Annotated in this window: 33 protein-coding genes; all 33 read right to left on the bottom strand. The window is 40.7% G+C overall.

Translation table 11 applies throughout. The annotated features are described in order from the left end of the window. Positions 1 to 172: 172 nt before the first annotated feature. Entirely contained in the window at positions 173 to 562 is a 390-nt protein-coding gene (gene rpsK / locus H280_RS0116875; protein WP_003194384.1) for a 30S ribosomal protein S11, read from the bottom strand. 24 nt (positions 563 to 586) lie between these two features. Continuing rightward, on the bottom strand, positions 587 to 952 hold the full coding sequence (gene rpsM, locus H280_RS0116870; RefSeq protein WP_020062313.1) for a 30S ribosomal protein S13: 366 nt from the start codon (positions 950 to 952) through the stop codon (positions 587 to 589). Between the two features lie 21 nt (positions 953 to 973). Beyond that, positions 974 to 1,087, bottom strand: coding sequence for a 50S ribosomal protein L36 (gene rpmJ / locus H280_RS0116865; RefSeq protein ID WP_000868344.1), 114 nt, complete (start codon positions 1,085 to 1,087; stop codon positions 974 to 976). A gap of 35 nt (positions 1,088 to 1,122) precedes the next feature. Beyond that, positions 1,123 to 1,341 (bottom strand): translation initiation factor IF-1, encoded by a 219-nt coding sequence (gene infA, locus H280_RS0116860; protein WP_020062312.1) that lies wholly within the window; start codon positions 1,339 to 1,341, stop codon positions 1,123 to 1,125. A 67-nt stretch (positions 1,342 to 1,408) separates the two neighbouring features. Further along, positions 1,409 to 2,155, bottom strand: coding sequence for a type I methionyl aminopeptidase (gene map, locus H280_RS0116855; protein ID WP_020062311.1), 747 nt, complete (start codon positions 2,153 to 2,155; stop codon positions 1,409 to 1,411). Continuing rightward, positions 2,155 to 2,805 (bottom strand): adenylate kinase, encoded by a 651-nt coding sequence (locus tag H280_RS0116850; RefSeq protein ID WP_020062310.1) that lies wholly within the window; start codon positions 2,803 to 2,805, stop codon positions 2,155 to 2,157. The genes map and H280_RS0116850 overlap by 1 nt, the downstream gene beginning before the upstream one ends. Before the next feature lie 53 nt (positions 2,806 to 2,858). After that, complete coding sequence (gene secY, locus H280_RS0116845; protein ID WP_020062309.1) at positions 2,859 to 4,157, bottom strand: preprotein translocase subunit SecY; 1,299 nt, start codon at positions 4,155 to 4,157, stop codon at positions 2,859 to 2,861. Continuing rightward, entirely contained in the window at positions 4,157 to 4,597 is a 441-nt protein-coding gene (rplO, locus tag H280_RS0116840; protein ID WP_020062308.1) for a 50S ribosomal protein L15, read from the bottom strand. Before rplO ends, secY begins: the two co-directional genes overlap by 1 nt. A gap of 33 nt (positions 4,598 to 4,630) precedes the next feature. Then, positions 4,631 to 4,813 (bottom strand): 50S ribosomal protein L30, encoded by a 183-nt coding sequence (gene rpmD, locus H280_RS0116835; RefSeq protein WP_020062307.1) that lies wholly within the window; start codon positions 4,811 to 4,813, stop codon positions 4,631 to 4,633. A gap of 17 nt (positions 4,814 to 4,830) precedes the next feature. Next, the gene (gene rpsE, locus H280_RS0116830; RefSeq protein ID WP_020062306.1) at positions 4,831 to 5,331 is read right to left on the bottom strand and encodes a 30S ribosomal protein S5; all 501 of its coding nucleotides are present in this window, start codon (positions 5,329 to 5,331) and stop codon (positions 4,831 to 4,833) included. A 21-nt stretch (positions 5,332 to 5,352) separates the two neighbouring features. Beyond that, complete coding sequence (rplR, locus tag H280_RS0116825; RefSeq protein WP_020062305.1) at positions 5,353 to 5,715, bottom strand: 50S ribosomal protein L18; 363 nt, start codon at positions 5,713 to 5,715, stop codon at positions 5,353 to 5,355. A gap of 31 nt (positions 5,716 to 5,746) precedes the next feature. Further along, entirely contained in the window at positions 5,747 to 6,286 is a 540-nt protein-coding gene (gene rplF, locus H280_RS0116820; protein ID WP_020062304.1) for a 50S ribosomal protein L6, read from the bottom strand. Positions 6,287 to 6,318: 32 nt separating this feature from the next. Then, positions 6,319 to 6,717: a 30S ribosomal protein S8 gene (gene rpsH, locus H280_RS0116815; protein ID WP_020062303.1), complete on the bottom strand. Its 399-nt coding sequence runs from the start codon at positions 6,715 to 6,717 to the stop codon at positions 6,319 to 6,321. A 29-nt stretch (positions 6,718 to 6,746) separates the two neighbouring features. Next, positions 6,747 to 6,932, bottom strand: a complete 186-nt coding sequence (gene rpsN, locus H280_RS0116810) for a 30S ribosomal protein S14 (RefSeq protein ID WP_020062302.1) — start codon at positions 6,930 to 6,932, stop codon at positions 6,747 to 6,749. 33 nt (positions 6,933 to 6,965) lie between these two features. After that, positions 6,966 to 7,505, bottom strand: coding sequence for a 50S ribosomal protein L5 (rplE, locus tag H280_RS0116805; RefSeq protein WP_020062301.1), 540 nt, complete (start codon positions 7,503 to 7,505; stop codon positions 6,966 to 6,968). Positions 7,506 to 7,531: 26 nt separating this feature from the next. Further along, on the bottom strand, positions 7,532 to 7,843 hold the full coding sequence (gene rplX / locus H280_RS0116800; RefSeq protein WP_020062300.1) for a 50S ribosomal protein L24: 312 nt from the start codon (positions 7,841 to 7,843) through the stop codon (positions 7,532 to 7,534). 38 nt (positions 7,844 to 7,881) lie between these two features. Then, positions 7,882 to 8,250 carry a 50S ribosomal protein L14 gene (gene rplN / locus H280_RS0116795; RefSeq protein ID WP_020062299.1) on the bottom strand — a complete coding sequence of 123 codons (369 nt, stop codon included), beginning with the start codon at positions 8,248 to 8,250 and terminating at the stop codon, positions 7,882 to 7,884. A gap of 43 nt (positions 8,251 to 8,293) precedes the next feature. Beyond that, positions 8,294 to 8,557, bottom strand: coding sequence for a 30S ribosomal protein S17 (gene rpsQ / locus H280_RS0116790; RefSeq protein WP_011983253.1), 264 nt, complete (start codon positions 8,555 to 8,557; stop codon positions 8,294 to 8,296). Between the two features lie 20 nt (positions 8,558 to 8,577). Beyond that, on the bottom strand, positions 8,578 to 8,778 hold the full coding sequence (gene rpmC, locus H280_RS0116785; RefSeq protein WP_000855718.1) for a 50S ribosomal protein L29: 201 nt from the start codon (positions 8,776 to 8,778) through the stop codon (positions 8,578 to 8,580). Beyond that, positions 8,768 to 9,202: a 50S ribosomal protein L16 gene (gene rplP / locus H280_RS0116780; RefSeq protein ID WP_020062298.1), complete on the bottom strand. Its 435-nt coding sequence runs from the start codon at positions 9,200 to 9,202 to the stop codon at positions 8,768 to 8,770. The genes rpmC and rplP overlap by 11 nt, the downstream gene beginning before the upstream one ends. Position 9,203: 1 nt before the next feature. Beyond that, positions 9,204 to 9,863, bottom strand: a complete 660-nt coding sequence (rpsC, locus tag H280_RS0116775) for a 30S ribosomal protein S3 (RefSeq protein ID WP_020062297.1) — start codon at positions 9,861 to 9,863, stop codon at positions 9,204 to 9,206. Between the two features lie 3 nt (positions 9,864 to 9,866). Next, positions 9,867 to 10,208 carry a 50S ribosomal protein L22 gene (gene rplV / locus H280_RS0116770; protein ID WP_011983250.1) on the bottom strand — a complete coding sequence of 114 codons (342 nt, stop codon included), beginning with the start codon at positions 10,206 to 10,208 and terminating at the stop codon, positions 9,867 to 9,869. 17 nt (positions 10,209 to 10,225) lie between these two features. After that, on the bottom strand, positions 10,226 to 10,504 hold the full coding sequence (rpsS, locus tag H280_RS0116765) for a 30S ribosomal protein S19 (protein WP_020062296.1): 279 nt from the start codon (positions 10,502 to 10,504) through the stop codon (positions 10,226 to 10,228). A gap of 60 nt (positions 10,505 to 10,564) precedes the next feature. After that, positions 10,565 to 11,395 carry a 50S ribosomal protein L2 gene (gene rplB, locus H280_RS0116760; protein WP_020062295.1) on the bottom strand — a complete coding sequence of 277 codons (831 nt, stop codon included), beginning with the start codon at positions 11,393 to 11,395 and terminating at the stop codon, positions 10,565 to 10,567. Positions 11,396 to 11,423: 28 nt separating this feature from the next. After that, complete coding sequence (gene rplW, locus H280_RS0116755; RefSeq protein ID WP_020062294.1) at positions 11,424 to 11,714, bottom strand: 50S ribosomal protein L23; 291 nt, start codon at positions 11,712 to 11,714, stop codon at positions 11,424 to 11,426. After that, entirely contained in the window at positions 11,714 to 12,337 is a 624-nt protein-coding gene (gene rplD, locus H280_RS0116750) for a 50S ribosomal protein L4 (protein ID WP_020062293.1), read from the bottom strand. Before rplD ends, rplW begins: the two co-directional genes overlap by 1 nt. A gap of 26 nt (positions 12,338 to 12,363) precedes the next feature. Then, positions 12,364 to 12,996: a 50S ribosomal protein L3 gene (gene rplC / locus H280_RS0116745; protein WP_020062292.1), complete on the bottom strand. Its 633-nt coding sequence runs from the start codon at positions 12,994 to 12,996 to the stop codon at positions 12,364 to 12,366. A gap of 33 nt (positions 12,997 to 13,029) precedes the next feature. Beyond that, positions 13,030 to 13,338, bottom strand: coding sequence for a 30S ribosomal protein S10 (gene rpsJ / locus H280_RS0116740; protein WP_001040596.1), 309 nt, complete (start codon positions 13,336 to 13,338; stop codon positions 13,030 to 13,032). Positions 13,339 to 13,726: 388 nt separating this feature from the next. Continuing rightward, positions 13,727 to 14,914, bottom strand: a complete 1,188-nt coding sequence (tuf, locus tag H280_RS0116735; protein WP_020062291.1) for an elongation factor Tu — start codon at positions 14,912 to 14,914, stop codon at positions 13,727 to 13,729. A gap of 119 nt (positions 14,915 to 15,033) precedes the next feature. After that, positions 15,034 to 17,112 carry an elongation factor G gene (gene fusA / locus H280_RS0116730; RefSeq protein ID WP_020062290.1) on the bottom strand — a complete coding sequence of 693 codons (2,079 nt, stop codon included), beginning with the start codon at positions 17,110 to 17,112 and terminating at the stop codon, positions 15,034 to 15,036. A gap of 207 nt (positions 17,113 to 17,319) precedes the next feature. Then, on the bottom strand, positions 17,320 to 17,790 hold the full coding sequence (gene rpsG, locus H280_RS0116725) for a 30S ribosomal protein S7 (protein WP_020062289.1): 471 nt from the start codon (positions 17,788 to 17,790) through the stop codon (positions 17,320 to 17,322). Between the two features lie 29 nt (positions 17,791 to 17,819). Further along, on the bottom strand, positions 17,820 to 18,242 hold the full coding sequence (rpsL, locus tag H280_RS0116720) for a 30S ribosomal protein S12 (RefSeq protein ID WP_020062288.1): 423 nt from the start codon (positions 18,240 to 18,242) through the stop codon (positions 17,820 to 17,822). A 345-nt stretch (positions 18,243 to 18,587) separates the two neighbouring features. Then, positions 18,588 to 22,199 carry a DNA-directed RNA polymerase subunit beta' gene (gene rpoC, locus H280_RS0116715; RefSeq protein WP_020062287.1) on the bottom strand — a complete coding sequence of 1,204 codons (3,612 nt, stop codon included), beginning with the start codon at positions 22,197 to 22,199 and terminating at the stop codon, positions 18,588 to 18,590. Between the last annotated feature and the right edge of the window lie 10 nt (positions 22,200 to 22,209).

Raw genomic sequence — 22,209 nt, 5'->3', positions numbered from 1 at the left:
CCCTCCTTCAAAACGTCGAAACCCCGGTTAAACAAAGGAAAAACCTCTGTTTAACCGAAAGTCCCCCTTAGGCAGTTCCCGATTGTGCACAACAAGCGATGTTTCTGTACGAAATTTCTCGATAATGCATCATATCCATTATAGACAAAAGGGAAAATTCTATACAGAAAAATTAAACACGACGACGTTTTGGCGGACGACATCCATTATGAGGAACTGGAGTAACATCTCTGATTGCTGTTACTTCTAGACCTGCAGCTTGAAGAGCACGAATTGCAGCTTCACGACCAGCACCAGGACCTTTTACAGTAACCTCTAAAGTTTTTAAACCGTGTTCCATTGCAACTTTAGCAGCAGTTTCAGCAGCCATTTGCGCAGCGAATGGAGTAGATTTACGAGATCCACGGAAACCAAGTGCACCAGCACTAGACCAAGAAAGCGCGTTACCATGAGTATCTGTAAGTGTTACGATTGTGTTGTTGAAAGTAGAACGAATATGAGCTATACCAGCTTCAATATTCTTTTTCACACGTTTTTTACGAGTGTTTGTTTTACGTGCCATTGTTAGTTCAACCTCCTTTACTTATTATTTCTTTTTATTTGCTACTGTACGACGTGGACCTTTACGTGTACGAGCATTGTTTTTAGAGTTTTGACCACGAACTGGTAAACCACGACGGTGACGAAGACCACGGTAAGAACCGATCTCCATTAGACGTTTAATGTTAAGAGAAACTTCACGACGAAGGTCTCCTTCAACTTTGATACGATCGACGATATCACGGATACGTCCTAATTCGTCTTCTGTTAAATCGCGAACTCGTGTTTCTGAAGAAACACCAGCTTCAGCAATAATTTTTTCAGCAGTTGTGCGACCAATGCCGAATACGTAAGTTAAAGAAATAACAACGCGTTTGTCACGAGGAATATCTACACCTGCGATACGTGCCATTCCGAATGCACCTCCTTCTGATTAACCTTGTTTTTGTTTATGTTTAGGGTTTTCACAAATAACCATTACTTTTCCACGTCTACGAATAACTTTACATTTTTCGCAGATCGGCTTAACTGACGGTCTTACTTTCATGTCTCGAACCTCCTTAAAGATTACGGAGTGCTATATTATTTAAAGCGGTACGTGATACGACCACGATTTAAATCGTACGGAGATAATTCTACCGTAACTTTATCTCCTGGTAAAATACGAATGAAGTTCATACGGATTTTACCAGAAACGTGAGCCAATACAACATGCCCATTCTCTAATTCTACTTTGAACATAGCATTTGGCAACGTTTCAATAACGGTACCTTCGACTTCAATTACATCATCTTTAGCCATTCAATGTTCTCCCTTCTTCAAATCAGTAACATTTTACACTGTTCTGAAATTCCGGAGAGCCAGCTACCTATAAAGTGGTAAGGATTTCGTATCCTGCTTCTGTAAGAGCAATCGTGTGCTCAAAATGTGCACACCATTTACCATCTACCGTTACCACTGTCCAGTCATCAGATAGTGTTTTTACATATCGTCTTCCTTGGTTCACCATCGGCTCAACACAAATGACCATTCCCGGTTTTAATCTAGGCCCTTGATTTGGTGGACCATAGTGCGGGATTTGTGGGTCTTCATGTAAGTTTTGCCCGATTCCGTGACCGACATACTCCCTAACGATCGAGAATCCACTATCTTCAACATACGTTTGAATCGCATGTGAAATATTAGATAATCGCTCGCCCGGTTTTGCGTGTTCTAGACCAAGATACAACGATTTTTCTGTGACATCAAGTAGCTTTTGAACAGATTCAGAAATGTTTCCTACTGGATACGTCCATGCAGAATCTCCATGGTATCCATTATGTTTCGCACCAATATCGATACTAATAATATCGCCTTCTTGGAGCTTGCGCTTTCCTGGAATCCCGTGTACAAGCTCTTCGTTTACCGAAGCACAAATGCTTCCCGGAAATCCGTTGTATCCTTTAAAAGATGGCACAGCGCCATATTTTAGAATCGTTTTTTCCGCTATTTGATCGAGCTCTTTCGTTGTAATTCCTGGGGCAATATGCTTTTTTAACTCTTGATGAGTTAAAGCCACAATCTTGCCAGCTTCTCGCATAATCTCGATTTCGCGAGGAGTTTTGCAAATAATCATTACGCTAAGCCTCCGATGAGAAGATCGACATCAGCAAATACTTTATCGATATCTTGCTCACCATTAATGCTTTTTAAATAACCAAGCTCTTCGTAGAAATCAAGCAAAGGCTTTGTTTGCTTAATATTCACTTCTAAACGATTTGCTACAGTTTCTTCATTGTCATCAGAACGCTGATATAACTCGCCACCACATTTATCGCACACGCCTTCTTTTGCTGACGGATTGAATTCTAAGTGGTAAGTCGCACCGCACTCTTTACAAATGCGACGGCCTGTTAAACGTTTTAGCAGTAATCCTGAATCCACATTAATGTTTAAAACATAATTAATCTTTTTGCCAAGATCTTTCATGATTTCTTCAAGAGCTGAAGCTTGTGCAACTGTTCGTGGAAAACCATCTAATAAGAAGCCTTTTACACAGTCTTCTTGACTCAAACGCTCACGCACGATTCCGATTGTAACTTCATCTGGTACAAGTGCTCCTTTATCAATAAAGGACTTAGCTTGTAAACCAAGTTCAGTTTCATCTTTCATAGCAGCACGAAACATGTCTCCTGTTGAAATGTGAGGGATGTTATACTTGGCAACAATCTTTTCGGCTTGTGTACCTTTACCGGCACCTGGAAGCCCCATTAAAATTAAGTTCATCGGTATTCCCCCTCATGAATGAGCATATAGGGAAGATGAATCTTCCCGCTTACTCACTGTTTGATAAACCCTTTGTAATGGCGTTTTACTAATTGACTTTCGAGCTGCTTCATTGTTTCTAAAGCAACACCGACAACAATTAGTAAACTTGTTCCACCTATCTGTGCAGATTGTGGCAGGTTTGCAAATTTAATAAATAAAACAGGCAGGATTGCAATCGCTGCTAAGAAAATTGCACCTACAAAGGTCAAACGATACAAGATCTTTGTTAGATACTGTTCTGTATTCTTACCCGGACGAATACCAGGAACATATCCACCTTGTTTGTTTAAGTTTTCAGCCATCTGTTCAGGATTTACTTGAACAAATGCATAGAAATATGCAAAGGCAATAATTAATGCAACGTATACGATCATACCCACTGGATGAGAATAATTAAAGTTTTCAATAATCCACTTCGATATTTCATGATTCGGGAAAAACTGTGCAATAGTCGGAGGCGTAATCAAGAATGAAACAGCAAAAATTACTGGAATAACACCAGCACTATTTACCTTAAGTGGTAAATGAGTGTTTTGTGCTCCAGTATAACCACCATTTCCAGTTACGCGCTTCGCATATTGAATCGGGATTTTTCTAACAGCTTGTTGAATGTAAATAACACCAACAATAACTGCTAACACAGCTAACAAAATTAAACCAACTTTTACGATACGGATGAACATTTGATCTCCGGCATCTTGGAATTGCTGTGCATACACTTGATTTATAGTATTTGGGATCGCTGCGGTAATACCAGCAAAGATGATGATAGAAATACCATTTCCTACTCCCTTTGCTGTAATTAACTCACCTAACCACATTAAAAATGCAGTTCCGGCAGTTAGTACCGTTGCAATATATAAATAAGTTGACCAGCTAGGGTCCAAAATTAATTGTCCACCTGCCATACCGTTAAAACCGATTGACATACCGATCGCTTGAATAAAAGCAAGAACAATTGTAAAGTAGCGGGTAAACTGAGCTAGTTTACGACGACCCATTTCACCTTGTTTTGACCATTCCGTAAATTTAGGAACAACATCCATCTGCAATAATTGCACGATGATGGATGCTGTAATGTACGGCATGATTCCCATCGCAAAGATGGAAAAGTTTTTTAAGGCTCCGCCGCCAAATGTATTCAGAATGCCCAATACATTCAACTGGTCTTGCGCTCTCAGTACATCTGCATTTGTATGAGGCACTGGGATGAACGTGCCAATTCGAAACACGATTAACATCGCTAAAGTGAATAATATTTTATTTCTTATCTCAGCAACGCGCATAAAGTTGGAGATTGTGCGAAACATTAGATCACCTCAACTGTTCCGCCAGCTGCTTCAATAGCTTCTTTTGCACTTGAAGAGAACTTGTGAGCTTTAACAGTAAGCTTCTTCTCTACAGCGCCGTTTGCAAGAATTTTAACACCGTCGTTTAATTTGCTGATAACGCCAGTCTCAAGCAATAATTCAGGTGTTACTTCTGTACCGTCTTCGAAACGATTTAACGTTGTTAAGTTAACGATAGCAAACTCTTTACGGTTGATGTTTGTGAAGCCGCGTTTTGGTAAACGACGGAATAATGGAGTTTGACCGCCTTCAAAACCAAGACGAACACCGCCACCAGAACGTGCGTTTTGTCCTTTGTGACCTTTTCCAGCAGTTTTACCGTTACCAGAACCGATACCACGACCTACACGATTACGAACTTTACGAGAACCTTCCGCAGGTTGTAATTCATGAAGTTTCATTCCCAGGCACCTCCTTATATTGATGAGTTATGATTAAGCTTCTTTTACAGTTACAAGGTGAGAAACTTTGTTGATCATACCGCGAATAGCAGGAGTTTCTTCCTTAACTACAGTTGAATTCAACTTTTTAAGACCTAAAGCTTCTACAGTCGCACGTTGATCTTGTGGACGACCAATTACACTACGAGTGAGGGTAATTTCTAACTTTTTCGCCATTATATTTTCCCTCCTTCTTAACCTAGTAGCTCTTCTACAGATTTACCGCGTAATTTTGCTACATCTTCAGCACGCTTAAGATCTTTTAATCCGTTCACAGTAGCACGGATCATGTTAATTGGTGTGTTAGTACCAAGAGATTTAGAAAGAATATCTTGTACACCAGCTAATTCAAGAACCGCACGAACTGGACCACCAGCGATAACTCCAGTACCTTCTGCAGCAGGTTTTAAGAATACTTCACCTGCTCCAAAGTTACCGATAATTTCGTGTGGAATTGTTGTACCAACTAATGGTACTTCGATTAAGTTTTTCTTAGCATCTTCGATAGCCTTGCGAATTGCATCTGGCACCTCTTGCGCTTTACCAGTACCGAATCCAACATGACCGTTTTTATCACCAACTACAACCAGTGCAGCGAAGCGGAAACGACGACCACCCTTAACAACTTTCGCAACACGGTTTATCGTAACTACACGTTCTTCAAGTTCAAATTTACTTGGGTCAATGCGACGCATCTATTTTCCCTCCTTTGACCATTAAAATTGTAAGCCAGCCTCACGAGCAGCTTCAGCTAAAGCTTTAACACGACCATGGTATAAGTAACCGCCGCGATCAAATACTACTTCTTTAACGCCTTTCTCTACAGCACGCTTAGCAACTAGCTCGCCAACTTTAGTGGCAGCTTCAGTGTTGCTAGTACCGTTAAGAGTAAGTTCTTTATCAAGAGTAGACGCACTTACTAATGTTACACCATTTACATCATCAATTACTTGAGCATAAATGTGTTGGTTAGAACGGAACACGTTTAAACGTGGACGTTCAGCTGTACCAGTAAGTTTTGCACGTACACGTGCATGTCTTTTCTTACGAACCGCATTTTTATCAGGTTTAGTGATCATTCTTGTCACTCCTTTCTTTCACCTAACGGGTTTACTTAGCAGTTTTACCTTCTTTACGACGTACAACTTCGCCTTCATAACGAATACCTTTGCCTTTATATGGCTCTGGAGCACGTACAGCGCGAACGTTAGCAGCAAATTCGCCAACACGTTGCTTGTCGATACCTTTAATTACGATCTTTGTAGGAGCAGGAACTTCAACTTCAAGACCAGCTTCTGGAGTCATCTCAACTGGGTGAGAATAACCTACGTTTAATACAAGTTTGTCACCTTGTTTTTGTGCACGGTAACCAACACCGATTAATTCAAGTCCGCGAGCGAAACCTGTTGTTACACCTTCAACCATGTTTCCAAGAAGAGCACGAGTTGTTCCGTGTAATGCACGGTGTTCCTTCTGTTCAGTAGGACGTTCTACTGTTAAGATATTTTCTTCAATTTTGATAACCATATCAGCATTGAAAGTACGAGTTAATTCACCTTTAGGGCCTTTTACAGTTACTGTATTATTTTCTGCTACTGTAACTGTAACACCTGCAGGGATTTCAAGAATCTTTTTACCAATACGAGACATGTGGTCACACCTCCGTTCGTTTTAAATATATATTACCAAACGTATGCTACTACTTCTCCACCAGTTTGTAATTGACGAGCATCTTTGTCTGTCATTACGCCCTTAGATGTAGAAACAAGTGCAATACCTAATCCGTTAAGTACACGTGGTACTTCATCAGCTTTTGCATAAACGCGTAAGCCAGGCTTACTAATACGTTTTAATCCAGTGATTACACGCTCGTTGTTTACACCGTATTTTAGGAAAATACGAAGGATACCTTGTTTGTTATCCTCGATGTATTCCACATCACGAATGAAACCTTCACGTTTTAGGATTTCAGCGATTTCTTTTTTGATTTTAGAAGCAGGAACTTCTAATTTCTCATGACGTACCATGTTCGCATTACGGATGCGAGTAAGCATATCTGCAATTGGATCTGTCATCACCATGTGTTTTACCTCCTTCCCATTTGTGGGTTTTACCAACTAGCTTTTTTAACACCAGGAATTTGACCTTTATATGCAAGTTCACGGAAACAAATACGGCAAAGTTTAAATTTGCGGTATACAGAATGCGGACGACCGCAGCGCTCGCAACGTGTATAGTCTTGCACTTTAAACTTAGGAGTACGCTTTTGTTTCGCAATCATAGATTTTTTAGCCACGTTTTCGCCTCCTCTACTTAGCGTTGGCTTCCATTATTTTTGGAATGGCATACCGAATTGTGTTAAAAGTTCACGAGCTTCTTCATCAGTTTTCGCTGTAGTAACGATTACGATGTCCATACCACGAACTTTGCTTACTTTATCATAATCAATCTCAGGGAAAATTAATTGCTCTTTAACACCTAATGTGTAGTTACCACGACCATCAAAAGATTTCTTAGATACACCACGGAAATCACGTACACGTGGTAAAGAAACTGATACTAATTTGTCGAAGAACTCATACATTTGCTCGCCGCGTAAAGTAACCTTTGCACCGATAGGCATACCCTCACGAAGACGGAAACCTGCGATAGATTTTTTAGCGCGAGTTACAACAGGCTTTTGACCTGCGATTTGTGTTAATTCTTCTACAGCACTGTCTAATGCTTTAGAATTGGATACCGCGTCACCAACACCAGTGTTGATTACAATCTTTTCGATTTTCGGTACTTCCATTACAGATTTATAGTTAAACTTGCTCATAAGAGCAGGAGTAATTTCTTTTTGGAATTTCTCTTTAAGGCGATTCAATGAAGGGACCTCCTTTCATATAGAACTTATTTATCTAATGATTCACCAGATTTTTTTGCAACACGAATTTTTTTACCATCTTCCACTTTGTAGCCTACACGAGTAGGTACACCTGTTTTAGGATCTAATGGCATAACATTAGATACGTGGATAGCTGCTTCTTTCGTGATAATTCCACCTTGTGGATTTAATTGAGATGGCTTAGAGTGCTTCTTAACGATGTTAACACCCTCAACGATAACACGGCTTTCTTTTGGAAAAGCTGCTAGGATAACACCTTGTTTCCCTTTGTCTTTACCACTGATTACCTGTACTTTATCACCTTTTTTTACATGCATCTTACTTCTGCACCTCCTTAGCAAGGCAATACCTTAAATTATAGAACTTCTGGAGCTAAAGAAACGATCTTCATGAAGTTGTTATCACGTAATTCACGAGCTACTGGTCCGAAGATACGAGTACCACGTGGGCTCTTATCGTCTTTAATGATAACCGCTGCGTTTTCATCAAAACGAATGTAAGAACCGTCTGGACGACGAGCACCGCTCTTCGTACGTACTACTACTGCTTTAACAACGTCACCTTTTTTAACAACGCCACCTGGTGTTGCTTGTTTTACCGTAGCAACGATAATATCACCGATGTTTGCGTATTTACGACCAGAGCCGCCTAATACTTTGATTGTTAAAAGTTCACGTGCGCCAGAGTTGTCAGCTACTTTCAAACGAGATTCTTGTTGGATCATGTTATGAAACCTCCCTTCGGACTTAAAATTCCGATTCGTCTATTTAGATAATAACCGCTTCTTCAACGATTTCAACTAAACGGAAACGCTTAGTAGCAGAAAGCGGGCGAGTTTCCATGATTTTTACGATATCGCCAACTTTTGCTTGATTTTGCTCATCATGCGCTTTATATTTCTTAGAATACTTAACGCGCTTTCCGTATAAGGAATGAGTTTTGTAAGTTTCAACTAAAACTGTAATCGTTTTGTCCATTTTGTCAGAAACAACACGACCAGTGTAAACTTTGCGTTGGTTACGTTCGCTCACTTTGCAAACCTCCCCTCAATTTATCGATTAATTCCGATCTCTCTTTCACGAACTACAGTTTTCATACGAGCGATCGCTTTACGCACTTCACGGATGCGTGTTGGATTCTCTAATTGTCCTGTAGCAAGTTGGAAGCGAAGGTTAAACAACTCTTCCTTTAATGCTTTAACTTTTGTTTCGATTTCAGCAGTGGTTAATTCACGAATATCATTAGTTTTCATTAGATTCACCACCATTTTCTTCACGTTTTACGAATTTACATTTCACTGGTAATTTGTGAGCCGCAAGACGTAATGCTTCGCGTGCTACCTCTTCAGATACACCCGCAATTTCAAACATAACCTTTCCAGGTTTTACAACTGCTACCCAACCTTCAGGAGCCCCTTTACCGGAACCCATACGTACTTCTAGAGGTTTAGCAGTGTAAGGTTTAGAAGGGAAAATCTTAATCCAAACTTTACCGCCACGTTTCATATAACGAGTCATTGCACGACGAGCTGCTTCGATTTGACGGTTTGTAATCCAAGATGCTTCTTGAGATTGTAAACCAAACTCACCAAAATGCACTTCAGCGCCACCTTTTGCACGACCACGCATTTTACCACGATGCTCTCTACGATATTTTACGCGTTTAGGCATTAACATATTATTTTCCTCCTTCCTCAGAAGCTTTCTTTTTTGTAGGAAGGACTTCTCCACGGTAGATCCATACTTTTACACCTAATTTACCGTACGTTGTATCAGCTTCAGCTGTTGCATAGTCAATATCAGCGCGAAGTGTATGAAGTGGAACAGTTCCTTCACTGTAAGATTCTGCACGAGCGATATCAGCTCCGCCAAGACGACCAGAAACCTGTGTTTTAATACCTTTAGCTCCTGCACGCATAGCACGTTGAATTGCTTGCTTTTGTGCACGACGGAAAGATACACGGTTTTCTAATTGACGAGCGATGTTTTCGCCTACTAATTTAGCGTCAAGATCAGCTCTCTTAACTTCTAAAATGTTGATGTGTACACGTTTACCTGTTAATTGGTTAAGAGCTTTACGAAGTGCTTCAACTTCTGTACCACCTTTACCAATTACCATACCAGGTTTTGCCGTGTGAATTGTAACATTTACACGATTTGCCGCACGCTCGATTTCTACTTTAGAAACAGCAGAATCTTTTAAGCGAACGTTAATGTATTCACGAATTTTGATGTCTTCATGTAAGAATGTAGCGTAGTCTTTTTCAGCGTACCAACGAGATTCCCAATCGCGAATAATACCGACGCGAAGACCAACTGGACTAACCTTTTGACCCATCGATTATCCCTCCTTCTTTTCTGATACCACAACTGTGATGTGGCTTGTGCGTTTGTTAATTTGGCTTGCACGACCCATTGCACGTGGACGGAAACGTTTTAACGTTGGACCTTCGTCAACGAAAACTTTCTCAACAACTAAGTTGTTTACATCCATTTCGTAGTTATGTTCTGCATTTGCAATTGCAGATTTCAAAACTTTTTCTACAACTGGAGAAGCAGTTTTTGGTGTGTGGTTAAGGATAGCAATCGCTTCACCCACTTGCTTACCTCGGATTAAGTCTACTACTAAACGAACTTTACGAGGAGCAATACGAACTGTTCTCGCTACTGCTTTAGCTTGCATTGAAGTGCCTCCTCTCATTATCTTCTAGTTTTCTTATCGTCAGCATCATGACCTTTGTACGTACGAGTTGGTGCGAACTCACCTAACTTGTGGCCTACCATATCTTCAGTTACGTATACAGGAACGTGTTTACGACCATCATATACAGCGATTGTATGACCAATAAACTGTGGGAAGATCGTTGAACGACGAGACCAAGTTTTTACAACTTGCTTTTGCTCAGTTTCATTTAACTTTGCAATTTTGTTCATTAAATGATCATCAACAAATGGTCCTTTTTTCAAGCTACGAGCCATTTTGGTGCCTCCCTTCGTGATTGCCGTACGGTTCTAGAAATGAACCGTACTACAACCCCATTATTTTTTACGACGACGAACGATGAATTTGTCAGACGCTTTATTTTTCTTACGAGTCTTGAATCCAAGAGTTGGTTTACCCCATGGAGACATTGGAGACTTACGTCCGATTGGTGAGCGACCTTCACCACCACCGTGTGGGTGATCAACTGGGTTCATTACAGAACCACGAACAGTTGGGCGTTTACCTAACCAGCGAGAGCGACCTGCTTTACCAATTTTAATAAGTTCATGGTGCTCGTTACCTACTTGACCTACTGTAGCGCGGCAAGTTGATAAGATTAAGCGTACTTCACCAGAAGTTAAACGTACAAGTACGTATTTACCTTCTTTACCAAGTACTTGAGCAGATGTACCAGCAGAACGAACTAATTGTCCACCACGACCTGGTTTAAGTTCGATGTTATGAACAACTGTACCTACTGGGATGTTGATTAATGGTAATGCGTTACCGATTTTAATGTCTGCTTCTGGGCCAGACATGATTTCCATACCTACTTCTAAGTTTTTAGGAGCAAGGATGTAACGTTTTTCACCGTCAACGTAGTGAATTAATGCGATATTCGCAGAGCGGTTTGGATCGTATTCGATCGTAGCAACGCGTCCTGGAATTCCATCTTTGTTACGTTTGAAGTCGATGATACGGTATTGACGCTTATGTCCGCCACCTTGGTGACGTACAGTGATTTTACCTTGGTTATTACGTCCAGCCTTTTTGCTTAAAGGCGCAAGTAATGATTTTTCCGGTCTATCAGTCGTGATTTCAGCGAAATCATTCGTAGTCATATTACGACGACCGTTAGTAGTTGGATTATACTTTTTGATTGCCATCTGATTTTCCCTCCTTCTTTAGTAAGAATTAAACTCCTTGGAAGATCTCGATTTCTTTGCTGTCAGCAGTAAGCTTAACGATTGCTTTACGACGACGGTTAGTAAAACCAGCGTGACGACCAACACGTTTTGCTTTTGGCTTGTAGTTCATGATATTTACTTTATCAACTTCAACACCAAAGATCGCTTCTACAGCATCTTTAACTTCCGTTTTATTAGCTTTAACGTCCACATCGAACGTGTATTTTTTTTCAGCCATCATTTCCATAGAACGTTCAGTGATAACTGGGCGCTTAATGATATCACGAGGATCTTTCATTATGCAAGCACCTCCTCTACTTTTTCCACTGCCGCTTTTGTCATGATTAGCTTATCATGATGAAGCACGTCTAAAACGTTCACGCCATCAGCAGTGATTACTGTTACTCCAGGAATATTGCGAGCAGATAACTCAACTGCTTCGTTTACATCAGCAGTTACGATAAGAGCTTTCTTCTCAACAGTTAATCCTTTAAGAACTGCTACCATGTCTTTTGTTTTTGGTGCATTTAACACTAAATCCTCAAGAACCACGATGTTGTTCTCAACTACTTTAGTAGCTAATGCAGATTTAATAGCTAAGCGACGAACTTTTTTAGGTAGTTTGTAAGCATAGCTTCTTGGTGTAGGTCCGAATACCGTACCACCACCACGCCATTGAGGAGAACGGATAGAGCCTTGACGAGCACGTCCAGTTCCTTTTTGACGCCATGGTTTACGACCTCCACCGCGCACTTCAGAGCGAGTTTTTACTTTGTGTGTACCTTGGCGTAAAGATGCACGTTGCATCAATACTGCTTCGAAAAGTACAGCTTGGTTTGGTTCGATACCGAAAATAGTTTCAGCTAATTGGATTTCACCAACTTCAGAACCAGTTTGATTATATAACTTTACTTTTGGCATTGGGGTTCCTCCTTTCTTACAGAAAATTATTTGCTAGCCTTAACAGCACTACGAACAACTACAAGAGATTTCTTAGCGCCAGGAACGTTGCCTTTTACTAATAGTAAATTGCGTTCAACATCAACTTGAACGATTTCTAAGTTTTGAATAGTAACTTGGTCTCCACCCATACGTCCAGCAAGTTTTTTGCCTTTGAATACACGGTTCGGAGCAACAGGCCCCATTGAACCAGGACGACGGTGGTAACGAGAACCATGAGACATAGGTCCGCGAGATTGTCCGTGGCGTTTAATAGCACCTTGGAAACCTTTACCTTTAGAAACACCTGTTACGTCTACAGTTTCACCTGCAGCGAAAACTTCTACTTTTACCTCTTGACCAACTTCTTGTCCTTCAACGTCTGCATCGCGAAGTTCGCGAATGAAGCGCTTAGGAGCAGTAGTTGCTTTAGCAGCGTGGCCTTGTTCAGGTTTGTTAGCTAATTTTTCACGTTTGTCAGCGAAGCCTAACTGAATTGCGTTGTAACCATCAGTCTCAACCGTTTTCTTTTGAAGAATAACGTTTGGAGTCGCTTCGATAACAGTTACAGGAATTAGCTCGCCATTTTCAGCAAATACTTGAGTCATACCGATCTTTTTTCCTAAGATTCCTTTGGTCATGAGTTACACCTCCTACATTTTAACTTATATAAATTATAGTTTGATTTCGATATCTACACCAGATGGTAAGTCTAAACGCATTAAAGAGTCTACTGTTTGTGGAGTAGGGCTCACGATGTCGATTAGACGTTTGTGCGTGCGCATTTCGAATTGCTCACGAGAATCTTTGTATTTATGAACCGCACGAAGAATCGTGTAAACAGTTTTTTCAGTTGGTAATGGGATTGGACCAGAAACTGTCGCCCCAGAACGCTTAGCTGTTTCTACAATTTTCTCAGCTGACTGATCAAGAATACGGTGATCGTAAGCTTTTAAACGAATACGAATTTTTTCTTTTGCCATTATTTTCCCTCCTTCGTTCGCCTATTTTAAAAATAGACATTCTCCATGGAAATTTCCACACACTCGCCATGGCAAAGCGGCCGGGTGTGTCAGCAACCTTCCACTTCATCGCAGTCAAAGACCAACATTGTTTATTATACAATGTTTTTAGCCTAGATGCAACACTTTATTTGTGCACATCATCATTTACTGTACTTTTGCTATTATACATGGCTCTTTAAAGAATTTCAAGTTTTCATCTGCCGTAATTCTTTTTACAGTTTCTGGTTGTCGGGTTTTGCATTTTATACATTATAGAAGAAACTCGTCAAAACTCAAAAATAGATATTATCTATTATAAATAAAAAACCCAAGGGAATATCCCTTGGGTTTCATATATCAATTAAGATTACTCAACGATAGTTGCAACTACGCCGTAACCTACTGTACGTCCACCTTCACGAATAGAGAACTTAGTTCCTTCTTCGATTGCGATTGGAGCGATAAGCTCGATAGTCATTTCAATGTTATCGCCAGGCATTACCATTTCAGTACCTTCTGGTAATTGGATGATACCAGTTACGTCAGTTGTACGGAAATAGAATTGTGGGCGGTAGTTAGCGAAGAATGGAGTGTGACGTCCACCTTCTTCTTTAGATAAAACGAAAACTTCAGCTTTGAATTTAGCGTGAGCTTTTACAGATCCAGTTTTAGCAAGAACTTGTCCACGTTGGATGTCTTCACGAGCAACCCCACGAAGTAAAGCACCGATGTTGTCTCCAGCTTGAGCTTGGTCAAGAAGCTTACGGAACATTTCTACACCTGTTACAGTTGTAGATTTGTTTTCTTCATCAAAACCGATGATTTCTACTACGTCACCAACTTTAACTACACCGCGCTCTACACGACCAGTAGCAACTGTACCACGACCTGTGATAGAGAACACGTCCTCAACAGGCATTAAGAATGCTTTTTCAGTGTCACGTTCTGGAGTTGGGATATAAGAATCAACTTCAGCCATTAATTCGATGATTTTTGCTTCCCACTCAGCATCTCCTTGAAGAGCTTTAAGAGCAGAACCTTTAACTACAGGGATATCATCGCCTGGGAAGTCGTATTCAGATAATAGATCGCGAACTTCCATTTCTACTAATTCTAATAACTCTTCGTCGTCAACCATGTCGCATTTGTTTAAGAATACAACGATGTAAGGAACACCTACTTGACGAGAAAGAAGGATGTGCTCACGAGTTTGAGGCATTGGGCCATCAGCAGCAGATACTACTAAGATACCGCCGTCCATTTGAGCAGCACCAGTGATCATGTTTTTAACATAGTCAGCATGGCCTGGGCAGTCAACGTGTGCATAGTGACGAGTTTCAGTTTCATACTCAACGTGTGCAGTTGAGATTGTGATACCGCGCTCTCTTTCTTCTGGAGCAGCATCGATTTGATCGTAACCTTTCGCTTCAGCACCACCAGCTTTTGCAAGAACTGTAGTGATAGCAGCAGTTAATGTAGTTTTACCATGGTCAACGTGGCCGATTGTACCAATGTTAACATGTGGTTTAGAACGTTCGAATTTAGCTTTTCCCATTCTAAATTCCTCCTTAGTTTATATAGATTATTTTATATTTAGACTAGAAAGTAAGGGGCCTAAGCCCCACTTTCTAAGCTTACATAAGTAGTTATACTTGAACAATCGATAAAAATCAATTATTCACCTTTATTTTTTTTCACAATTTCTTCTGAAATAGACTTCGGTACTTCTTCATAATGGTCAAATACCATTGAGAATGTTCCGCGACCTTGTGTGTTAGAACGTAGAGACGTTGCATAACCAAACATTTCAGAAAGTGGTACCATTGCACGAACAACTTGTGCGTTACCACGAGCTTCCATACCTTCTACACGTCCACGGCGAGAAGTTACGTCACCCATGATATCTCCCATGTACTCTTCAGGAATTACAACTTCAACTTTCATCATTGGCTCAAGAATTACTGGGTTACATTTAGAAACCGCAGCTTTAAGAGCCATAGATGCAGCAATTTTGAATGCCATCTCAGAGGAGTCAACATCATGGTAAGATCCGTCAACTAATGCAGCTTTAATGTCAACTAGTGGATAACCAGCTAGTACACCATTTTTAAGTGCATCTTCAAGACCCGCTCCAACAGCTGGGATGTATTCACGTGGAACTACACCACCGACGATCTTGTTTTGGAATTCGAATCCTTTACCTTCTTCATTAGGTTCAAACTCAATCCAAACGTGACCGAATTGTCCACGACCACCAGATTGACGAGCGAACTTACCTTCGACTTTCGCAGCAGCGCGGAAAGTCTCACGGTATGCTACCTGAGGAGCACCAACGTTTGCTTCCACTTTGAACTCACGGCGCATACGGTCAACGATGATATCAAGGTGAAGTTCACCCATACCAGCGATGATTGTTTGGCCAGTTTCTTGGTCAGTGTGAGCACGGAATGTTGGATCTTCTTCAGAAAGCTTAGATAATGCTGTACCCATTTTATCTTGGTCAGCTTTAGATTTAGGCTCGATAGCTACAGAGATAACTGGTTCTGGGAATTCCATAGACTCAAGGATAACAAGGCTCTTCTCATCACAAAGAGTGTCACCAGTTGTAGTATCTTTTAAACCTACAGCAGCAGCGATGTCACCAGCATAAACTGTTGAAATCTCTTCACGGCTGTTTGCATGCATTTGTAGGATACGACCTACACGTTCACGCTTACCTTTAGTTGAGTTTTTCACGTAAGATCCAGAGTTTAACACACCAGAGTATACGCGGAAGAATGTTAACTTACCAACATAAGGGTCAGTCATGATTTTGAATGCTAATGCTGCGAAAGGCTCTTCATCGCTAGAATGACGTTCTATCTCTTCATCTGTATCCGGAAGAGTACCTTTAATAGCAGGTACATCAAGAGGAGATGGTAGGTAGTCGATAACTGCATCTAACAGAATTTGAACACCTTTATTTTTGAATGCTGAACCACAGATTACTGGGAAGAATTCAACAGAAGTTGTAGCCTTACGGATACCAGCTTTAAGCTCTGCTACAGTGATTTCTTCACCTTCTAGGTACTTCATCATCATTTCTTCATCAAGCTCTGCTACCGCTTCAATAAGTTTTCCACGGTACTCAGCAGCTAATTCTTTATGTTCTGCAGGAATTTCGATACGTTGAATATCTGTTCCTAAGTCGTTTGCATACATGTATGCACACTCTTCTACTAGGTCAATAATTCCCGTGAACTCATCTTCAGCACCAATTGGTAACTGAATTGGATGTGCGTTTGCTTGTAAACGGTCATGAATTGTTCCTACAGAGTATAAGAAGTCTGCACCGATCTTGTCCATTTTGTTAACGAACACGATACGAGGTACGCCGTAAGTAGTAGCCTGACGCCAAACAGTTTCTGTTTGTGGCTCTACACCAGATTGCGCATCAAGTACTGCTACAGCACCATCAAGTACGCGTAAAGAACGTTCTACTTCTACAGTGAAATCTACGTGTCCTGGAGTATCAATGATATTTACACGATGACCTTTCCATTGAGCTGTAGTTGCTGCAGAAGTAATTGTGATACCACGCTCTTGTTCTTGCTCCATCCAGTCCATCTGAGATGCACCTTCGTGAGTTTCACCGATTTTGTGAATGCGGCCTGTGTAGTACAGGATACGCTCAGTTGCTGTTGTTTTACCAGCATCGATGTGAGCCATGATACCAATATTACGAGTGTTTTCTAAGGAGAACTCTCTAGTCATTTGGTGTCTTTCTCCTTCCTGATATGGATTGGATTTTTTATTTTAAGTAGCAAAAAAGCCACTTTATTTAGTTACATATGTCAGTATGTCCAGTACCCTCATTATGTAAAACGAGCGCCCATTGAAAGGGAGAGGCATTCTCCCTCTCCACACTTCCATAAGCGACAAATAAAGCGGTCTATGCTTGCAATTATTTTACGTTGAATCCTACCAACGGTAATGAGCAAATGCTTTGTTAGCTTCTGCCATTTTATGAGTGTCTTCACGTTTCTTAACAGATGCACCAGCATTGTTAGCTGCATCTAAGATTTCGTAAGCTAAACGCTCTTCCATAGTTTTTTCACCACGAAGACGAGCATAGTTTACTAACCAGCGAAGACCTAAAGTTGTACGGCGTTCTGGACGAACCTCAACTGGAACTTGGTAGTTAGCACCACCAACACGACGAGCGCGTACTTCAAGAACAGGCATAATATTCTTAAGAGCTTGCTCGAATACTTCCATTGGTTCGTTACCAGTACGTTCACGAACGATATCGAACGCATTATAAAGAATTGTTTGAGATTTACCTTTTTTACCGTCAACCATCATTTTGTTGATTAGGCGTGTTACAAGTTTAGAATTGTACATTGGATCTGGTAACACGTCACGTTTCGCAACAGGTCCTTTACGAGGCATATTGAATTCCTCCTTTCAGTTCAGTTTTATTATTTCTTAGCAGGTTTTGGTCTCTTAGTACCATATTTAGAACGGCCTTGCATACGCTTATCAACACCAGCTGTGTCAAGCGCACCACGAACGATGTGGTAACGTACCCCTGGTAAGTCTTTTACACGACCACCGCGAATTAATACTACGCTGTGTTCTTGTAAGTTATGACCGATACCTGGGATGTATGCTGTTACCTCGATACCATTTGTTAAACGTACACGAGCGTATTTACGTAACGCTGAGTTCGGTTTCTTTGGAGTCATTGTACCAACACGAGTACATACACCACGTTTTTGAGGTGCAGAGATATCAGTTGATTTTTTCTTTAAAGAGTTGAAACCTTTGTTTAACGCAGGTGATTTAGATTTCCATACTTTATCAGTACGACCTTTTCTCACTAATTGGTTAATAGTAGGCATTAATTTATCCTCCCTTCGCACGTTTGTATGACCACATATCCAGGTGGTTCATTATTAGTTGAAAACAAAGTTTTTGCAAGGAAGAGCAAATGCTCTCTCCTCACAAAAACAGTTTTAACTTGTTATTTCTTTTACTGAAGCTCCTACTTGCATCTCATAATGTTGAGATCCAGTTTTAAAAAGTATGTTGTGTTGCACCGCCACTAGCTACTGCAACCTTTTAACTATACAGTGTCGAATCATGTTCAACGCTTAATTAGGAGCAACCTTGCTTATATTAACATTTTGCATCGCATAATGTCAACTAAGATTATCTTTTTTATGCAAAATTTACGACGGAAAATTTTAGTTTTCTACGTAAACCTCGTCATTTTCTACATTTGTTTCTTCTTGTGCTGTTTTCACAAGATCGACTTTACGATAATGATTCATACCTGTACCAGCCGGAACAAGTTTACCGATAATAACATTCTCTTTCAGACCAAGAAGCTCGTCACGCTTACCTTTAATTGCTGCATCAGTTAACACACGAGTTGTTTCCTGGAATGATGCTGCAGATAAGAACGAATCTGTTTCAAGTGAAGCCTTCGTAATACCAAGAAGGATTGGGCGTGCTGTTGCTGGTTGTTTGCCTTTAAGCAACACTTTCGCATTTGCATCTGTAAATTGATGGATATCAAGTAAAGTTCCTGGTAATACATCTGTTTCACCAGCATCAATTACACGAACTTTACGAAGCATTTGGCGAACCATTACTTCAACGTGCTTATCACCAATTTCTACCCCTTGCATACGGTATACTTTTTGAACTTCACGAAGCAAGTATTCTTGAACTGCTGTAATATCTGTTACTTTCAGTAATTCTTTCGGATCGATAGAACCTTCAGTAAGTTCTTTACCATGTTCGATGCGGTGTCCTGGGGCTACTTTTAGACGAGCACCATAAGGAATTGCATACGTACGTGCTTCTACATCGCCTTGTACAACAACTTCTTGACGATCTTTCACATCGTTAATCGCTGCAACGACACCGTCGATTTCACTGATAACCGCTTGACCTTTCGGATTACGCGCTTCGAAAATCTCTTGAATACGCGGTAAACCTTGTGTGATATCGTCTCCAGCAACACCACCTGTATGGAATGTACGCATCGTTAACTGTGTACCTGGCTCACCGATAGATTGAGCTGCGATAATACCAACCGCTTCGCCTACCTCTACATCTGTACCAGTAGCTAAGTTACGACCATAACACTTCTTACATACGCCGTGGCGTGTGTTACATGTAAACGCAGAGCGGATGTACAATTGTTCAACGCCTGCTTTTTCAATGATATGAGCACTATCTTCTGTAATTAATTCATTTTCACGAACTAACACTTCGCCTGTTTCTGGATGTTTCAGAGTTTTTCTTGCGAAACGTCCTACAAGACGATCGTATAAGGATTCGATAATTTCGTTTCCTTCTTTAATTGCGCCAATTAATAAACCACGATCTGTTCCACAGTCATCTTCACGAACGATAACATCTTGTGCAACGTCAACAAGACGACGCGTTAAGTAACCAGAATCGGCAGTCTTAAGTGCTGTATCGGCAAGACCTTTACGCGCACCATGTGTAGAGATGAAGTACTCAAGTACCGTTAAACCTTCACGGAAACTTGATTTGATTGGAAGTTCGATGATACGTCCAGATGGGTTAGCCATCAAACCACGCATACCAGCAAGCTGAGTAAAGTTCGATGCGTTACCACGGGCACCAGAATCACTCATCATGAAGATCGGGTTGCGTTTATCTAACGTTTTCATCAATTTTCCTTGGATAACATCCTTCGCGTTACTCCAAATAGAGATAACACGATCGTAACGTTCTTCTTCCGTGATTAAACCGCGACGGAATTGTTTAATTACTGTATCTACTTTTGCTTGTGCTTCGTGTAGAATTTCTTCTTTTTCACCTAATACAAGGATATCTGCTACCCCAACTGTAATACCAGCTTTTGTAGAGTATTTAAATCCTAAGTTTTTCATACGGTCAAGCATGCGAGACGTTTCTGTAATTTTGAAACGTTTAAATACTTCCGCAATAATATTACCAAGGATTTTCTTGCTAAATGGTGCCACTTCTTCGCGACTAGCAATAATTTCTTTTACGTTAGAACCTTTTTCAACAAAATATTCCACTGGAGTTTCTTTCTCCAAGTTTGTTTTTGTTGGTTCGTTAATGTAAGGGAAAGATTTCGGTAAGATTTCATTGAATATTAACTTACCAACTGTTGTTAATAACAGTTTGCTGTTTTGCTCTTCTGTAAACGTTTCGTTGTTTACAGAGCTTGCTGCAACAGCAACACGAGTATGCAAATGTACATATCCGTTTTGGTATGCAAGTATTGCTTCGTTTGTATCTTTGAAAATCATACCTTCACCAATCGCACCTTCGCGCTCTAGCGTTAAGTAGTAGTTACCTAATACCATATCCTGAGACGGTGTAACAACTGGTTTTCCATCTTTCGGGTTTAAGATGTTTTGTGCAGCTAACATAAGAAGACGCGCTTCTGCTTGTGCTTCTGATGAAAGCGGAACGTGAACCGCCATTTGGTCACCGTCAAAGTCCGCGTTGTATGCAGTACATACAAGTGGATGCAGACGGATTGCGCGCCCTTCTACTAATGTAGGTTCAAACGCCTGAATACCAAGACGGTGAAGCGTTGGAGCGCGGTTTAGAAGTACAGGATGTTCTTTAATCACAGATTCTAAAACGTCCCAAACTTCAGGTTGTACTCGTTCAATTTTACGTTTCGCACTCTTAATGTTGTGTGCTAAACCTTGTCCTACTAGCTCTTTCATAACGAAAGGCTTGAACAGTTCAAGCGCCATTTCTTTTGGCAGACCGCATTGGTACATTTTTAAGTTCGGTCCTACAACGATAACCGAACGACCAGAGTAGTCAACACGTTTACCTAATAAGTTTTGACGGAAGCGTCCTTGCTTACCTTTTAACATATGTGAAAGAGATTTTAATGGACGGTTACCAGGTCCAGTAACTGGACGGCCACGACGACCATTATCGATTAAAGCATCTACCGCTTCTTGTAACATACGTTTTTCATTTTGAACAATGATGCTTGGAGCACCTAGGTCTAATAAACGTTTTAAACGATTGTTACGGTTAATTACACGACGGTATAAGTCATTTAAGTCAGAAGTTGCAAAACGTCCACCATCTAGCTGTACCATTGGACGAAGCTCTGGTGGGATAACTGGAAGAACATCTAGAATCATCCAAGATGGTTCATTTCCAGAGTTACGGAATGCTTCTAATACTTCTAGACGTTTAATAGCACGAGTACGGCGTTGTCCTTGTGCTGTTTTTAACTCTTCTTTTAAGAAGTCTACTTCTTTATCTAGATCGATATCTTGTAATAACTTCTTAATTGCCTCTGCGCCCATAGAAGCTTGGAAAGAGTTTCCGTATCTATCGCGATACGCACGGTATTCCTTCTCCGAAAGAAGTTGCTTCTTATCAAGCGGTGTATCGCCGCTTTCTGTTACCACATAAGAAGCGAAATAAATTACTTCTTCAAGCGCGCGAGGGGACATGTCTAAGACAAGTCCCATGCGGCTTGGGATACCTTTGAAATACCAAATATGAGATACAGGAGCAGCTAATTCAATATGACCCATACGTTCACGGCGAACTTTCGCACGCGTTACTTCAACGCCGCATCGATCACAAACTACACCTTTATAGCGGACACGTTTATATTTACCACAATGACATTCCCAGTCTTTTGTGGGACCGAAAATACGCTCACAGAACAAACCGTCTTTCTCTGGTTTCAATGTACGATAGTTAATCGTTTCGGGTTTTTTTACTTCCCCATATGACCAAGAACGAATTTTGTCTGGTGATGCAAGTCCGATCTTCATATATTCAAAGTTATTTACATCTATCAAGGGGCCTACC

Source organism: Bacillus sp. 123MFChir2 (genome assembly GCF_000383235.1).
In the GTDB taxonomy this organism is placed as follows: Bacteria; Bacillota; Bacilli; order Bacillales; family Bacillaceae_G; genus Bacillus_A.
The sequence above is the reverse complement of the archived record's forward strand: the minus strand, read 5'-3'. Positions and strand labels throughout refer to the sequence as shown.